The sequence below is a fragment of the Poriferisphaera corsica genome (genome assembly GCF_007747445.1).
In the GTDB taxonomy this organism is placed as follows: Bacteria; Planctomycetota; Phycisphaerae; order Phycisphaerales; family Phycisphaeraceae; genus Poriferisphaera; species Poriferisphaera corsica.
The window spans coordinates 3,055,549-3,070,880 of record NZ_CP036425.1 but is presented as its reverse complement, the minus strand read 5'-3'; the positions used below and the strand labels follow the sequence as shown (position 1 = coordinate 3,070,880).

Here is a 15,332-nt window from a genome sequence, read left to right as displayed (position 1 = left end):
AAAGAGCAACATTGAGCAAGTGCTTACGCCGACGCGGGTTGTGAAATGATACGAACTGAAAAGTGGGCGATGCAAAAACAGCCCATTTTGATCAAAAAATCCGGAAAAATTAAGAACTTCGGAAAGAAATGACCCAAGAAATGCACGCTTAAGCTCGGAATTGGCAGCCCGCGCACAAAGGCGCATCTTCAAGTGATCGGTTTGATGCGCACAAAACCGTTGTTAAGAAATAAAGACTTAAATGCAGGTATTCATATCGACCTGGATTGATGCAAAGATTAGTCGCGGATATAGGGGATGGGTTCTAGATCTTTTTTCAGATAGAGTGGATGTGAAGGCTCGCCTGTACCTGTAATTTTCAATGCATGCGGATTCGTAAGCAACGGATAAACATCTTCAGATCGTGACAGATGTGACCCATGATTCCCCCACGCGCAAAGTGTAAGTCCTGCGCCAGCAGACACTTTTTTAAGCCAATAATTATTACGCGATCCGATCGGCTCTGGGCAAGCTTTCATATCTTTGGGGTCAGTCGCGCGAAAACCAAAAATGTTCGTCATCACCAACCCGCCAAACCCCCAGTCGATGGCATATCCGATGCAGCGGCGCACCGTCGGATCGTTCTGTATCTCATCCGCAGTCGAGGGGTTTAAGCCGACAAACATGCAGTATGGTTTCTCAGGTTCCCAGATTCGGTGCAGCGTATAGCGGTACTTGCGGCAATCTGAAAACCGGGCGGTCGATTGCAGAAGTGGCGGGATGGGGGTCGCGGCAGGTGTAAGCGTTCTGGTCATGGCTCAATGATACAGGATCGGTAAAACAAGGTAAAAAGGGGCAAGCTCCGAAATATGAGTGGTGAAATCGGGGTAGGATTAATCGAATATATCGTGATACATCAGTTGCTGTACCGACGCCGACAGTATTTGGTGTGGTTGGATTGTTGTTGTCATTAATGCTGAAATGGCGTTAGAGAACGAGATGAATGACTATCTTTCAACTTCGTGGTTGTGGGGATGGGATGAGCTTGATTAATACGTCAACTGTGACGTTTGAGTTAATGCAGAGGTGAGTCGATTTACAGCGGATGGCGTATTGTCCTTGAGATGAAAAGACTCATATCTAAAAGTATGAGTCTTTTATTTAGGAGCATAGTTGTAGGTTGTGTCTGAATTGTTCTGTTGTCCTCAAATGCTCACGCGCGATGGATATCCATTGAACGGTTAGGTGAAGCGATAGTGGAAGTGCGTTTGAACGCTGTGAGCGATGTGAGATTGTTGGGTATGAAAGAAAGTTTGAGATGCATTGGAGTCGCGTCATTGTATGGGCCTATTGTTGCCGCGGAGTGGTGAAGTATTGGTTCGCTTGCATCTACGTTCTTGCATCTACGTTTACGGTGCATCGCAGTCGGACGAGATTTTGGTTACTTCAGATAGACGCATTGGTTAAGAAAGAGAATCACTATGGAATTTTCACTAAGTTATGTGTACAAGGGCGCATTTGGTCTGATCCCATTTGTGGGCATTGCGGGCATTGCGGAAGCGGCTCCGGTGTATGTAGAGACAAGTGGTCGGATTACATCTTTGACAAGTAATGGGAGCACAAATTATGCTCCGGGCGATGCGACAGTTGGAGACGAAGCAATCGTACGTTTTGTTTATGAGGTGGATCCAGACAACGTTCTGAATTTAGATGGCGGCGCAAGGTTGACAGCGTCATCATCAGTTCAAGCGATTGAACTGTCTATCAACGGCGATTCGTATACGTTTGATCTGAGTGATTCAGGTGCGAACTATATTTTGCAGCAAGATCAAACGAATTTAGAAGGCGATAATGACCGAGTGATTTTAGCGTGGGGTGAGAGGATTAATCCTGTTACTTTTGCAGGTGGTGACCGTGTTGATTTGGAGTTTGAGTATCCAGCAGACACGATCGAGATTGGGGATGATGTAAGTGTTCCTATTGCAGGATTGGCTGAGGGGATTGGTTTCTTCACAATTGCGGGTGAGGGTTTTGAGAATACGCGGTTTCAGATTGAACTGGGTGAAGTGATTGCAGGGCAGGAACCTGTTGTTGTGCCGACACCTGCGGCGTTAGGCGCGGGTGCCTTTTTACTGCCGATGTTGTTACGCCGCAGACAACGCGCTTGAGTGCGAAGATAACGATTGAAGAGATAGACCCGTTACGCGAGTGGCGGGTTTTTTATTTGAGGTTCGGGCGTGCGATGGGTGAGATCTTTGGGAGATAAGAAGAGCCAATCGATGCCGATGAGGAGGGTGACGATGAGGAAGCAAAGGGGGATGATGAGGAATGCGGTGTGGAGCGAGCCGGTGAGAGAACCGATGTAGCCGATGAGGTATGTGACGGTGCCGCAGCCGGGGATGCCGGCACATGAGAGGAGGATGAAAATCATGGTGGTGTTGAGATGGGGGAGCCGGTCTGTGGCGTAGCTTTGGATGGAGGGCCAGTGTGGGGCGGCGGCGATGCCTGCGAAGAAGAGGACGAGCATGAAGGGAAGAAGCGAGTTGGTGTAGGGGAGTAGGAGTGTGATGATGACGGCGAGTGCGGCGGTGATGGTGATGAGGTTTGGGAGTTGGTGTTGTTTGAGGTAGAAGCCGAAACCTGTTCGGCCGAGGATCATGCCGCCGGCGAAGCAGGTTGTGCCGAGTCCTCCGGCGAGTGCGGTGGTTGTGAAGTTGAGTTGGATGTAGCTGGCGGCCCAGAAGGTGAGGCCGAATTCGCCGCCGCCTGCGAGGAACATGGCGGCGAAGTATAGCCAAAAGCGTGGGACTTTGACGATGCGTTTGGCGTGATTGATGATGGTTTTGGGGTGGTAAGGCTCGGTGGATTCTGGGTATGGATTTTTGTGGGTTTGGGGGAGTAGAAAGAGTGCGGTGGGGATGAGGCCGAGGAGGGCGATGAAGGCGAGGATGATGCGCCAGTGTACGCCGAGGGTGAGGAGTAGACCGGCGATGGTGACGGTGAAGAAGACGCCGACTGACCAGAAGCCATGTGCGAAGTTGATGTAGCGGCCGGGCTGATCGTGTTCGTGAAGGTTTTGGATGAAGGGTGTGGCGAGTCCTTCGATGATGCCTTCGCCGAGGCCTGCGATAGCGAGTGCGAGGAAAAGGAGTGCGTATTGCGGGGCGAAAGCGCAGAGGAAGATGCCGAGAGACATGACGGCAACGGAGAGGCCCAGGGATTTGCGTTTGCCGAGATGGCCGGCGAGAAAGCCGCAGATGAGCATGGTGAGGATCATGGGGATGGTGCGTGCGAATGAGAGGAGGCCGCCAGCGGAGAGGCCGCCTTCGGCGAGAGGGAAATGGAGGTCGTCGGCGATATTGACGAGTGCAATGGGGATGGCAAGTGAGCCGGCAGCGTAGACGAGGAATGCGGAGAATGCGGCGTAGTCGTAGCGGCCGAAGTGCATGCGGCGAGAGGAGGGTGTAGATGGTGTGCTTGTTTGTGGCATGATTTAGGGGGGGGATGTTGGAGGGATTAATGCGGGGAGGATTTTGTGTGATTGTATGGTGATTGAATTTTGGATCAAGGTTGTAGCGGTTGATTAGATAGCTAAATTGAGGTTTAACTTTTAGTAATGAAGAAGAAAAGTCTTGCGGGGTTGTGAAGGCGGGGTTAGATTGCTCTGAGGTGAGTGTTTCACCTGTTACATATCAATTGAAAGGTACGGGCAATGATTAGACGCGGGCAGATCGTGGGTATGAGTATTGTTTTGGGGTTGATGGCAGGCGGGATGAGTGGGTGTCAGGTCGGGAATCGGGTCGAGGTGGTGAAGAAAGAGACGAAACCGATTGAGAAGGTTGAGCATGAAGTCAGTAGGAGGACGATCGGGAAAGGGTGGAATGCGCAAGCAATACCAGAAGTGCTTGAAGGGGCTGAGGAAGTGGCGCGGGGGTATAATATGGTGTTTCGATCTAGTGTTGGCGGGGTGATTTATGTTGTGGAATTGAATCATGCAAAAATTATCAAAACAGAATATTTAGTTCCAAATCATGGTTCAGCTTTCAGTATGAATGAACACACTGTGGATACATTGTTTGGGGGTGGGATGTTTGAGAACTGTGATTTTGCGATGTTCTTTAAGCCGGATGATGGCGTGAAGCTGAAGTCGTTTTTAGATGATACGGAGATGGTGGGTGGTGGTGTTGCGATTGAATATGTGGCGCCGGGGCGAGGCGACGTGTATCTGGTGGATGCTGGGGGTGAACGGATCGTGTTTACGAAGTCGGTTGATAAGGGGGATGTGGTGGACTTAATGATTGATCCGGATGATGAGGATATGGCGGTGCTGTTTGGGAATGTGCCGCTGAGTGAGTTGAAACTTGAACTGTATTTTAAGGCGAGAGAGATGGATGAAGAGACGCATGATGTGCATGGGGATGATGGGGACGGACATGAGCATGAATGATTAGCTTGAGAATGATTTGAATGAGAAGAAGCCGTGGACGGATGTCTGCGGTTTTTTTGATCAAATGTTTTTATGCAATTGGCGTTGTGCAATTCTTGATTGTTTATGTTCCAAACACCCTGCCACCGGCGGTGGCAGGCTTGAAGATGACGTGGGAGATGCTGAAGTAGGGGGGAAGGGGGGGGAGGGATTTATTTGTGGGCGATGATGTCGGCGAGGGTTTGGGAATGAGTGGCGGATTTTTGGGCTTTGATGAGTTTGTTGAGATAGCGCGAGGTGGGGAAGTCGGGGGTGTCTTTGAGGCGGCTGGTGGTTTGTTCGTGGGCAAGGTCGATGATGTGAGAGAGCGGGATGTCTTGTGGTGGTTTAGCGAGTGAGAAGGCGCGTACGGATGTGTCGGAGGTATCGAGGCGATGGATGAGGTGGTGAGTGATGAGGAAGTCGGCTAACTGCTGGATAGATCGAGCTGAGAGTGAGAGGGATTGGGCAAGGGATTGAGCGGTCGTGGGCTCGGCATGACAGAAGTTGTGTGCGGTGGCGGCGAGGAATAGGAGGAGGTGTTCGGTGGAGAGGACGGCGTTGGCGTCAGATTGTTGTTGATGGTTTTTGAGGCGCTGGCCGGGGAGGAGTTGGAGTGTGGAGGTGATTTCGAGGCCGAAGACGATGATGAGCCAGGTGATGTAGATCCAGAGCAGGAAGATGAGGATGAGGCCGAGTGAGCCGTAGAGGGCGACGTTGAGTGAAGCTGCAGAGAGTGCTTTGGTGACGTAGAGTCGGAAGCCTGACTTGCCGAGTTCCCAGAGGGTTGCGGCGACGAGTGAGCCGATGAGTGCGGGGCGGAAGGCGACGCGGGTGTTGGGCATGAGCATGTAGAGGATGAGGAGGAGAAGCCAGGTGGTGATGAGTGCGGTGAATGTTGAGAGTAGGGAGAAGAGGGTGGATAGGCCGGGGATGGAGTTGGCGAAGTCGAGAGCTTGCGTTGCGGCGAAGAATGAGATGAAGAGGAGGACGGGGCCGAGAGTGATGATGGCCCAGTAGATGGTGATGCGCATGTGCCAAGATCGGCCGGCGGGGCATTGGTAGATGGTGTTGAAGGAACGCTCAGCGGTGACGAGGAGTGAGACAGCACCCCAGATGAGGACGGCGATACCGATGGCGCCGAAGCCGGCGAGGTTGATATCGGAGACCTGATCGTCGAGGTTTTCGAAGAAGGTGACGACGGTTTGTTGAGTTTGATTGGACGGTGCGGTTTGCGTTGTTGTCGTCGTAGTCGTGGTTGTTGTGGTTAGAGGGGGAGGTGCGTTCGTTGAAGAGGTGTGTAGTGGTTGATTAGATGGTGGTGAGGGTGCGGTGTCGAGGTGTTGGGTTTGGTTGACGTCTTGGGAAGCTGCTGTCTTATCAGGGGGGGTATGTGTTTGTGTGGCGAAGTCGATGCCGAGGTAGTTGTAGATTCCTTCCTGAGTGTTGTCGCCGAGTGCGGCGAAGCCGCCGAAGGCTTTGAAGATGAGCAGGGCGAGGACAGTGAGGGGGACAAGGGAGAAGATGGTGCGGTAGGTGAGGGCGGCTGCCATTTGTGTGGCGCGGTCCTCTTTCATTTTGCGGCCACAAAAGAAGACGAGGTCAATGGTGTTGCGGAGGTGGAGTTGTGCACGTGATAGTTCATCCACAGGTGTGGAGAGGATTCGCTTGATTGCGGTGAGGATGTTGGTGAGGTTGGGCATTGCGTTTGGGGTTTAGGTTGAATGCGTCGTTGTTTCCGATAAGCGCATGGATAGCATGAGCTTAGTGTTAGTATCGGGGATTTTGGCGGGGAGGTCTAGGATTAGTCAGAAGAGTTGTTGTGTGCTGCGATTTTTTTGATGTCGGATTTTAATAGAAGTGGGATAAGTATTTGGCCAAGGAAGGGGATGGGGATGATGAGGAAAAAGTAGAGGATGATGTGGCGGATGGCGTAGTGGCGGTCGATTTTGCTTTGTGCACGTTGGTAGATGCGGAAGGCGTGGAAGGGCATGATGAAGAGTATGGTGATGAGGTTGATGAGGAATAGTGTGTCGTTGCGGAGGAGGAAGAGGTTGAGATAGAAGAGGATGATGAAGAAGGTCATCATGTTGTTTAGATGGTCAAGCGATTTGAAGTAACGGGTGAGCATAGTGGATCTCCTGGGTCGCTATGCGGGGTCGTAGTGGTCGTGTTTGGAGAAGGGATGGCAGCGAAAGATGCGTTTGATGCCGCGGTATGTGCCGCGGTATGGGCCGTACTTTTTGATAGCGTCGATCATGTATTGCGAGCAGGTGGGTTGATAGCGACAGTGGCGGCCCATGACGGGGGAGAGTGTGTAGCGATAGATCATGACGAGGAAGATGAGGAAACGAGAGAGGAGGTTGTTTAGGAAGGCGATCATGGTGTCAAAGTGCTAGGGATTGGTGCTGGGTTAGGTGGGAGCGGCGAGGTTATGTGGGTATATGAATTGTAGTGAGGTGTTGTGTTTGTTTCACTTGAGGCGGCGTTGCCAATTCTGATGTGATTCGGTGAGGGCAGTGAGGAGGTGGGTTTGGTATTCAACGAGTGTGAGGATTTGAGATTTAGGATCGGTACCTTTTCGGGTGGGGCGAGGAGCGATGATGATGTCGTAGGATTTGGGTTGATCGTGTTGGGTGAGGCGGTAGGCATCGCGGAGGAGACGCTTGATGCGGTTGCGGATGATGGCGTTGCCGACTTTGCGTGAGACGGAAAGGCCGAGGCGGTTGTGGGGGAGGTCGTTGGGTTTTGTGAGGACGGCGATGGGGCCGGCGTTTTTGCGCATCTTGGCTTGGTATACGGCTGCAAATTGATTGTTGCCACTGAGGCGGTGGGCGCGGGGGAAGGAGAATGTGTGGGGGGCTGGGGGCATGTGAGATAGGTTAACTGAGTATGAGGGGGGAGGGAAGTTTTGTGGATGTTGGGCAAATGCGGAATTGTGGGGTTGGGGCTATATTAGGATCTTGAATCTTCGATGATTTGATCGAGATCGGGGAGGATTTGTTTGCCGTAGTCGCCGCTATGCTCGATGTTGGCGCCGCTATCGCGGAGGAATCTGAACATTTCAAAGTGGTTGGTTTGGAGGGCTTCGTTGAGGCAGTTTTGGGTGTATGTGAAGGATAAATCGTGATCAAATACCACTACGCATGCGTTTGGGTTTGCGCCTGAATCGATGAGTAGGCGTGCAAGATTTAGGTGATTGTTTTTGGCTGCGTATATGAGTGCGGTATCAAGGTCGGCTTGTGATTGATAGATATGTTGCTCAGTTTGTAGCAGGTATTTCATGGCTTGAAAATGATTATTGATCGTCAAGTAAATGAGTGTTGTTTTGAATGTGAAAACTTTAGGTATTGGTATGGTTGGCTGATCAAGAAGTTGTTTTGTGTACGCGACGAAGTCGGTATTTTCAGGGAGTAGGTTTACTGCTTGGCAGAAGGGTTGATAATCACGGTTTTGTTCATCCAGCGAATAGAGAATATGCCATGAATCATAGAGATCTATGTTGGCTCCGTATTCGAGTAGAAGTTTAGCGATTTGATCGTTTTTGTTCATTACGGCTTTGGCAAAAGGGTATTCGCCTGTAGGGGATGGTGGTTGATTGGGATCCGCGCCGTGCTTGAGTAATAGTTTTGATATTTCATATCGATCAATTTGAACAGCGGTCTCGAAGGCGGTGCTTTTAAATTCGTCGAGCGCGTTGATGTCTTGTCCTTGTTCGATGAGGAAGCGGATGGCATTAATGAAATTTTCTGTGACGAGGAAATGAAAGGGTGTCTCGCTCATGAATACGGTTGAATACATGATTCCTGGATAATCCTGAACCATTCGTGTGGCTTTATCGTGATCAAGTTCACAAGCATCTATGAAGTCGCCGACAATGTCTCTGGTGATTTTTGGCATGTTTGATAGCTTATTGCATGATTGGATTAGAGTGAAGAGGGGATGACGAGATAATGAAAAAACAACCCCACACCGGCGGTGTGGGGCTTGATGGGTTTTCAGTTTGTGTTGGTTGAAAGCAGTCGTTACTTCCGGGGGGGGATTTAGCCGGGCTCGTCGAGGGCGCGTTGGTATTTCTTTAAGAGGCGGGCGCGGGTGAGGACGCCTTTGACGGTGTTGTTCTGATCGACGACGGCGAAGGTGGCGGAATCGTACTGGGAGAACTTGTCGAGGACGAGGTCGAGGGTGTCGCGGTGGTGGACGGTTGGGATTTCTGAATGCATGAGTTCGCCACAGATCATGAGGGGGATGGCTTCTTGTTGAAGAAGGGTTGTACGGACGTCTTGGCCGACGATCATGCCGAGGTACTTGTTGTTGACATCGGTGACGACGAAATCGGTGGCGGCGCAGGTGTTGGCGAGTTCGATGAGCTTGGTGGCGGGCTCTTCAGGGTTGACGATGATGGCGGGGACAGGTGGGACGTCGATGACTTCAAGGCGGCGGAGAACGGTCATGTCGGACATGGAGCCCATGCGGAGGCCGAGGTGGCGGAGCTGGGCGTTGTAGATGGAGTCGCGGACAAAGAATTGAGCGCACATGGTGGCGAGGACGGAGACCAGCATTGTGGGGAGGATGAGCTTATAGTCCTGGGTGATCTCAAAGACGAGGAGGAAGGCGGTGAGTGGACAACGGACCGCGCCGGCGAGAACACCGGCCATGCCTGCGAGTGCGAATGGGGCAGGGGTGTCGGCGGGGAGGAGGCCGAGATATTCGAGTGAGAGTCCGAAGGCGCCGCCAAGGGTGGCGCCGATGAAAAGTGAGGGCGCGAAGATGCCACCAGAGCCGCCGGAACCGAGGGTGAGGCAGGTGCCGATGATTTTGAATGCGCATGCAGCGAGGAGGAGCCAGAGCGTGAGTTTGCCGACGGGGTAGTCGGAGTTGCGTGTGATTTCGAAGGTATCGGGTGTGGGCATGGCTTCTTTGAGTTGCTCGAGTTCGGAGGCGGGTTTGCCTTCGCGTTTGGCTTCTTTGATCTGCTGCTTAACGGCTTGTTTTTCAAGCTCTAGTTCGTATGAATCGGGGTTGAGCATGGCTTCAACGACGGGGTAGCCGTTGGAGTAGAAGGCGGGTGGTTTGTAGACGCCTTCGAAGGGCTGGCTGAATGTGAGGACGAAGATGATGCCCATGATGCCGAGGAGGCCGCCACCGATGGCGGGTTTGATGAAGGGTGCGGTTTTGATTTTTTCGAAGAGCGTTTCGGTGAAGTTGAGTCCTTTGGCGTAGATGACGCCGATGAAACCGCAGAGGACGCCGAGGCCGAGATATGGGAGGATTTCGATGGCTTGAAGGTCGTAGTCTTTGAGAGCCGCGGGGACGTTGAAGATGGCTTCGCCGCCTTCGGCACCGCCGAGGATGAGTTGAGAGGTTGTGACGCCGAAGACGGTGGCGATCATGATGGGGATGAAGGACTTCATGGAGAAGTCGCGGAGCATGACTTCGAGAACGAAGATTGCGCCGGAGATGGGTGCGTTGAAGATACCGGCGAGGCCGGCGGCAGCGCCGCAACCGGTGAGTGTGGCCATGTGTTCGCGTGAGACTTTGGCGGTACGTGCGATGAATGAGCCAGCGACTGCGCCGATTTGGATGACGGGGCCTTCTTCGCCGGCTGATCCGCCGGAGCCGATGGTGAGCGAGGAGTTGATGGCTTTGAAGATGCCGACTTTGAGGGGGATATCACCGTGTTTGCGTGCCATGGCGAGCATGACTTCGGGGACACCGTGGGAGGCTTTTGTGCGTGCGATGAATTGTTGGATGACGCCGACGAGGAGGCCGCCGAATGATGGGAGGACGAGAAGGAGGAGGAGTCGGAAGTAGATGTCGGTGGTGCCGTCGATATCGCCGAAGAATGTGGCAGAGGAGGTGGTGACCATGTGGTCGAAGCCAGTTGCAACGAGTCCTGAGAAGCAGCCGATGACGGCGGCGAGGGGGATGAGGAACCAGTCACGCTGGAAGCCGGCGGCGACCATCGTGCGGTGAAATTTGTTACGGAATTGGATCAGGTGTGCCATAGTGGATTGTGTTGATGTTATGCCGTTTGGGATGAGTGGCGATGTGGTGGTGAGGGATAACAGTAAGGTTATCGGTAAAAGAGGGTTGTCAGCGCGATTTTGCGTGGGTGAGTTGGCTTATGGGACAGATGATTGCGGAAATTGAGGCTGCGTGAAGCCGAGGCATCGCGGTTAGGCGAGCTTTTAGTTGGTTTTGAGCATGCTGCGTGATGACTTGCCGTGCAGGTTCATGGCGCGGAACGCTCTGGTGAGTGTTTGGTTGTGAAAGTATCTTGGCGCAGCTGTGAGGCAGAGGATATGGGCAGGCAAAGGAGGTGGCGCTTAACAGGGATGGTGCAGCGAGCTGCGGATTTGTTTCCTCGTCTTGTTATGGAGTGAGGATGTGACCCAAAGATTGAGCGGCGATGTGTGTGGCGAATGGATCGCGTATGTTGCCTGCTCATAGGACAATATAACGGAATATGATAAGGGGTGGTAAGTGAGGGTGAGATGAAGGAGGGCGGTGCAAAAGTCGTGATGTCAGGTGGTTGCTTGCTGGTAGGTGATGTTTTCGAGTCCATTGGAGATGGAGATGCCGATGATGATGCCGAGTGTGCCTGCGGAGGCGTAGAAAATGGGGAGTGGGTAAGCGATCGGTGGGTATTGATCGGTGTAGATGAGCTTGAGGATGGTATCGGAGGATGGGTATTGTGCGGGGCTAAGCCAAATGAAGGTGTAGGCTGATATGGCGGTGAGTAGCGGGGCGAACAGGAGGATAGCGGGGTTTGCGGTTGGGAAGACGAGGCGTGCGATGAAGGATGCGATGGCAAAGGCAAGAATGAGGCTGCAAATTGATTGGGCGGTGTCGGTAGATTGAATGGTGAGGTAGGTCATGGTGGTGCCGATGAGGGCGGTGATGGGTAAGGCGATGAGTGTGTTTGTGTTGAGGTTGGCGAAAAGTGGGGGTGATTCGGAGGCTTCGTCGGCGGTGGGAGGGCTGAGTGATTTGGGGAGGAAGGCGCGTAGGCTGCTGCTGGAGAGCTGGATAAGGTAGAGGTTGATGAAGAGGAATGTGCCCCAGATGAGGCATTCGATGATGAGTGCGGCGTATTGGTCTGGAAGAATGGCGCGTTGGAAGAAGCCGATGGGGGAGCCGAGATGAGAGGTGAGGAAGAGGAGGGCGATGGTTGGGATGAGGATCGCGGTCAGGTAGTTGTTGGTTGCAGAAATAAAGAGTGAGAGGCCGAGTGAGGGGAGGAGAAAGAGTGTGAGGAGGAAGATTGCAGATAGCGGGCCGACGGTGGCGGAGAAGAACGTAAAACCCGGGGAGTCGTTGACTGGGATCATGTAAGGCGATACGAAGAATAAGATGAACGAGGCCAGTGAGATGGCAGCGATGATGAGAAACCTGGATTTAAGTTTTTGGCTCATATGGGCGGTTTAGTATTGATTTGCGCGAGGCGGGTAGCTGATACAGGCTATCGGCAAGGGGATATTGAGGGGGTGAAAAAAGGGAGTCGGAGGGGCTAGTTGTTGAGAGGTTGTGTGTTTGTAAAGTGCAATGAAAAAGTGAGTTATAATTAGTTAAATCCGGTAGGAATATACCCTTGACAGTCGGTGATGAGAGCGATTAAGATGGGCTCATTGAGGCGTGTTCTGTTTTGAAATTATTTTAAGCAGTGCCGCTTGGAGATTGGCAAGTAAAGTCGCTACAAGGGTTTACGTTAAGTAAGCAATCGTTCTTTTGACTCGTTCTGAGAGATTTTGACTGTAGCGAATAGCTGAGGCTGCTAATCATGATGGGGCGAGGGTTTGGAAATGACGTAGCATCGGCAGTCATTTCAATATTGAAGAGGTTAATCAATGCAGGAGTAGCGTTTACTTCTGTGAAATGCGTTCTTGTATTTAGCTTGTTTCGTGAATTCCAGAGAATATGCAATCGTTCATCATATAAAACCGTTTGTTTGGCTTCGTGGCGTATTGCTGCGGGGTTAATCTATAATCAACGGGATTTCGAAACAGACATTTCAAGAGCGCGACACGTTAAAGCTTTTAGGATTTGTAACAGGAGATTGTTTGACTAAATCTGATTATTCATGCTGTTGCCGGGGTCGGCGATAGAAATTGGATTTAAGAAGCGATTGATTGTGACGGATTCTAAACAGATGGAGATGCAGACATGAAACGTCGCGCATTTACGCTCATCGAGCTTCTCGTCGTGATCAGCATTATTGCTTTGCTGATCGGTATCCTTCTGCCAGCTCTCGGTGCTGCCCGCCGTACAGCTCGTCAGATGCAGAGTAACACACGTATTCGTGGTATCCACCAGTCAATGGTCGTGCACGCACAGTCGAACCGCAGCCAGTTTGCAGGTATCAACTCGAAGCGTCAGCTCACTCTGGGTAATGATGCAACGAACCCTGAAACAGAATTGTCTGACAAGTTTGGTGGCGATCCAGCTGCTCGTTATGCGATTTTGATTGAAGGTAACTTCTTCGCACCTGAGTTCATGATCAGCCCTGTTGAAGTTAAGAAGGAATTTGATCCTAACGCTGACATGACAGATGCAGATAATCTGGTTAATGCAGATAAGTTCTCATATGCGATGCTCCGTATTGCAGAAGCTGAAACATCAGGTGATACTCGCGGTGATAAATGGGACGGCTATTCGCAAGTATCTGCTGAATGGAAAGAAACCCTGAATACGCTCGCACCTATTCTCGGTGACCGTAACACTGGTAAAGTTGCTGTTGATGATGGTGATGCAGATAACGATTCTGGTATCAGTTCTATCCATACTGAAAAAGACGGTGACGAATGGAAAGGTTCAGTTGCTTGGAACGATAACCACGTTTCATTTGAATCTGACTGGCGTCCTGTAACTAAGTTTGGCAAAGGCAATCAGAATGATTCTGACAGCTTGTTTGCTGATGGCGACGTTGAAGGTCAGGTTGACGCTCCATTCAGTGGCACAGTCAATTCAGACAAGACAAACGATGTGCATGACGAAGATGCGCAGGCTGCATGGGTCTTCCACGATTTTGAAGAATATGTCAATCAAAACAAAGCCCCATAAGTGTTAAGCAGCGGGTTAAATTAATCTGCTGATCGGCATTTAATGTGCTAGATCGAAAAAGCCAGCCACCTTTTAGGTGGCTGGCTTGTTTTATGTCATGAATTGATTTGAGGTTTGTCTATTTTGTGGGGCGGTTTGGCGGGATGAATTGTGGGGAAAGTCGTATTCAGGGTGGGGTGAACTTGACGTTTGGGGGTAGGTCAGGTATTGCTTATACATGGAACAGAAGATTATTGCTGATGGAATCACGTTTGATGATGTGCTGCTCGTGCCAGGCCGAAGTGATGTCGTGCCGGGTGAAACCGATCTTTCGACGCAGCTAACCCGGAAAATTAGGCTTAATATCCCGATGATCTCGGCTCCGATGGATACGGTGACTGAGAGTCAGCTTGCTATCGCATTGGCTCAGGAGGGCGGCATTGGGATTATTCATAAGAATCTAGCGATTGAGGAGCAGGTTCGTGAGGTTGTGAAGGTTAAGCGTAGCGCCAATGGGGTGATTACAGATCCTGTGACACTGGCTCCGGAAGCTACTTGCCGCGTGGTGAGGGAGTTGATGGAAGAGCAGAATATCTCAGGTGTGCCGATCACAGAGAATGGGCAGCCGAATGGAAAAGTGGTTGGGATACTCACAAGGCGGGACATGATGTTCCTGACGGACGATGACCGTCCGATTCGGGAGGTGATGACCAAGGATCGCCTTGTAACGGCAGCACCGAGCACGACACTCAAGGATGCTGAGCAGATTTTGTATAAGAACAAGGTTGAGAAACTGCTTCTTGTAGATGACAACGGGTACTTGACGGGTCTGATTACAATGCGAGATATCGCGAAAATGAATCAGTATCCGCGGTCTTGCCGCGATCAGCGTGGAAGGTTGCTTGTTGGGGCTGCTGTTGGTGTTCACCAATATGAACGCGTTGAAGCGATGATTGCAGCTGGGGTGGATGTGATTACAGTTGACTCTGCACATGGTCACAGTGAGAACGTGATTGAAACCGTGCGTGAGGTAAAGAAACGCTATGACATTCAGATCATTGCAGGGAATATCGCAACGGAAGAGGGTGCAAGAGATTTGATTGAAGCTGGTGCTGATGCGATCAAGGTGGGGATTGGCCCCGGCTCGATCTGCACGACACGCATTGTGACTGGCATTGGTGTGCCTCAGATTACCGCTGTGTTTAATGCGGTTAAGGCAGCTAAGGATTCAGGCGTTCCGATTGTGGCAGATGGTGGTATCAAGCAGAGTGGTGATATTACAAAGGCGATTGCTGCTGGTGCGAATACGGTGATGCTCGGCTCACTTTTTGCAGGGCTTGACGAGTCACCTGGTGAGTTGGTGATTCATGCGGGGCGGCGATACAAGACCTATCGTGGGATGGGCTCACAGGGTGCGATGATGGCGGGAAGTGCGGATCGTTATTCGCAGAAGGGTGTCACCAAGAGAGATAAGCTTGTGCCTGAAGGTGTTGAAGGCCGTGTTCCCTATCGTGGCCCGTTAGGCGATTTTGTTTATCAGATGATTGGCGGCTTACGTGCAGGTATGGGGTACTGTGGTACACGTACGATTGATGAGTTGCGCGAGAAGTCACGGTTTGTACGAGTTAGCTCTGCGGGCATGGTTGAGAGCCATCCGCATGACATTGCGATTACTCGTGAATCGCCCAACTATTCCGCAGGTGGTATGGGTACCTTGGGTGTGGATTGATTGGGAACTGAATAGATACGAAATAGAAGGCCGCGAAATGCGGCCTTTATTGTTTGCTCATGCCGTGATCTAAGATGAAGATTGTCAGTAACATTGATACAATGCGCGGTCAAGTAT

At 51.5% G+C, this 15,332-nt stretch carries 13 protein-coding genes; 4 read left to right on the top strand and 9 right to left on the bottom strand.

The window, feature by feature from the left end:
* Window positions 1-278 precede the first annotated feature (278 nt).
* Window positions 279-794, bottom strand: coding sequence for a DUF1643 domain-containing protein (locus tag KS4_RS12635; protein ID WP_200761229.1), 516 nt, complete (start codon window positions 792-794; stop codon window positions 279-281).
* 666 nt (window positions 795-1,460) lie between these two features.
* On the opposite strand from KS4_RS12635, the gene KS4_RS12630 reads away from it, so the two are divergent.
* Window positions 1,461-2,147, top strand: coding sequence for a hypothetical protein (locus tag KS4_RS12630; RefSeq protein WP_145078658.1), 687 nt, complete (start codon window positions 1,461-1,463; stop codon window positions 2,145-2,147).
* 32 nt (window positions 2,148-2,179) lie between these two features.
* On the opposite strand, the gene KS4_RS12625 is transcribed toward KS4_RS12630, so the two are convergent.
* Complete coding sequence (locus tag KS4_RS12625; protein WP_145078655.1) at window positions 2,180-3,469, bottom strand: MFS transporter; 1,290 nt, start codon at window positions 3,467-3,469, stop codon at window positions 2,180-2,182.
* A 222-nt stretch (window positions 3,470-3,691) separates the two neighbouring features.
* On the opposite strand from KS4_RS12625, the gene KS4_RS12620 reads away from it, so the two are divergent.
* The gene (locus KS4_RS12620; RefSeq protein WP_234698803.1) at window positions 3,692-4,426 is read left to right on the top strand and encodes a hypothetical protein; all 735 of its coding nucleotides are present in this window, start codon (window positions 3,692-3,694) and stop codon (window positions 4,424-4,426) included.
* A gap of 191 nt (window positions 4,427-4,617) precedes the next feature.
* Here KS4_RS12620 and KS4_RS12615 read toward each other — a convergent pair whose 3' ends face one another.
* From KS4_RS12615 to KS4_RS12585, 7 genes are all read right to left on the bottom strand, one after another.
* Window positions 4,618-6,147, bottom strand: a complete 1,530-nt coding sequence (locus tag KS4_RS12615; protein ID WP_145078649.1) for a YihY/virulence factor BrkB family protein — start codon at window positions 6,145-6,147, stop codon at window positions 4,618-4,620.
* A gap of 101 nt (window positions 6,148-6,248) precedes the next feature.
* The gene (locus KS4_RS12610; RefSeq protein ID WP_145078646.1) at window positions 6,249-6,575 is read right to left on the bottom strand and encodes a hypothetical protein; all 327 of its coding nucleotides are present in this window, start codon (window positions 6,573-6,575) and stop codon (window positions 6,249-6,251) included.
* Window positions 6,576-6,593: 18 nt separating this feature from the next.
* Window positions 6,594-6,827: a membrane protein insertion efficiency factor YidD gene (yidD, locus tag KS4_RS12605; protein ID WP_145078643.1), complete on the bottom strand. Its 234-nt coding sequence runs from the start codon at window positions 6,825-6,827 to the stop codon at window positions 6,594-6,596.
* Window positions 6,828-6,917: 90 nt separating this feature from the next.
* Entirely contained in the window at window positions 6,918-7,316 is a 399-nt protein-coding gene (rnpA, locus tag KS4_RS12600; protein WP_145078640.1) for a ribonuclease P protein component, read from the bottom strand.
* An 83-nt stretch (window positions 7,317-7,399) separates the two neighbouring features.
* The gene (locus tag KS4_RS12595) at window positions 7,400-8,344 is read right to left on the bottom strand and encodes an ankyrin repeat domain-containing protein (RefSeq protein WP_145078637.1); all 945 of its coding nucleotides are present in this window, start codon (window positions 8,342-8,344) and stop codon (window positions 7,400-7,402) included.
* A gap of 143 nt (window positions 8,345-8,487) precedes the next feature.
* Entirely contained in the window at window positions 8,488-10,452 is a 1,965-nt protein-coding gene (locus KS4_RS12590) for a chloride channel protein (RefSeq protein ID WP_145078634.1), read from the bottom strand.
* 519 nt (window positions 10,453-10,971) lie between these two features.
* Window positions 10,972-11,778 carry a hypothetical protein gene (locus KS4_RS12585; protein WP_145078631.1) on the bottom strand — a complete coding sequence of 269 codons (807 nt, stop codon included), beginning with the start codon at window positions 11,776-11,778 and terminating at the stop codon, window positions 10,972-10,974.
* Window positions 11,779-12,610: 832 nt separating this feature from the next.
* Between KS4_RS12585 and KS4_RS17665 the strand changes: the two genes are divergently transcribed.
* Window positions 12,611-13,507 (top strand): type II secretion system protein, encoded by an 897-nt coding sequence (locus KS4_RS17665; protein ID WP_200761228.1) that lies wholly within the window; start codon window positions 12,611-12,613, stop codon window positions 13,505-13,507.
* A gap of 217 nt (window positions 13,508-13,724) precedes the next feature.
* Window positions 13,725-15,215 carry an IMP dehydrogenase gene (gene guaB, locus KS4_RS12575; RefSeq protein ID WP_145078627.1) on the top strand — a complete coding sequence of 497 codons (1,491 nt, stop codon included), beginning with the start codon at window positions 13,725-13,727 and terminating at the stop codon, window positions 15,213-15,215.
* Window positions 15,216-15,332 lie beyond the last annotated feature (117 nt).

Bases quoted from the DNA above. Each gene is read 5' to 3' on its own strand.
- KS4_RS12635 (WP_200761229.1), bottom strand. From the start codon at position 794: ATGACCAGAACGCTTACACCTGCCGCGACCCCCATCCCGCCACTTCTG.
- KS4_RS12630 (WP_145078658.1), top strand. From the start codon at position 1,461: ATGGAATTTTCACTAAGTTATGTGTACAAGGGCGCATTTGGTCTGATC.
- KS4_RS12625 (WP_145078655.1), bottom strand. From the start codon at position 3,469: ATGCCACAAACAAGCACACCATCTACACCCTCCTCTCGCCGCATGCAC.
- KS4_RS12620 (WP_234698803.1), top strand. From the start codon at position 3,692: ATGATTAGACGCGGGCAGATCGTGGGTATGAGTATTGTTTTGGGGTTG.
- KS4_RS12615 (WP_145078649.1), bottom strand. From the start codon at position 6,147: ATGCCCAACCTCACCAACATCCTCACCGCAATCAAGCGAATCCTCTCC.
- KS4_RS12610 (WP_145078646.1), bottom strand. From the start codon at position 6,575: ATGCTCACCCGTTACTTCAAATCGCTTGACCATCTAAACAACATGATG.
- yidD (WP_145078643.1), bottom strand. From the start codon at position 6,827: ATGATCGCCTTCCTAAACAACCTCCTCTCTCGTTTCCTCATCTTCCTC.
- rnpA (WP_145078640.1), bottom strand. From the start codon at position 7,316: ATGCCCCCAGCCCCCCACACATTCTCCTTCCCCCGCGCCCACCGCCTC.
- KS4_RS12595 (WP_145078637.1), bottom strand. From the start codon at position 8,344: ATGCCAAAAATCACCAGAGACATTGTCGGCGACTTCATAGATGCTTGT.
- KS4_RS12590 (WP_145078634.1), bottom strand. From the start codon at position 10,452: ATGGCACACCTGATCCAATTCCGTAACAAATTTCACCGCACGATGGTC.
- KS4_RS12585 (WP_145078631.1), bottom strand. From the start codon at position 11,778: ATGATCCCAGTCAACGACTCCCCGGGTTTTACGTTCTTCTCCGCCACC.
- KS4_RS17665 (WP_200761228.1), top strand. From the start codon at position 12,611: ATGAAACGTCGCGCATTTACGCTCATCGAGCTTCTCGTCGTGATCAGC.
- guaB (WP_145078627.1), top strand. From the start codon at position 13,725: ATGGAACAGAAGATTATTGCTGATGGAATCACGTTTGATGATGTGCTG.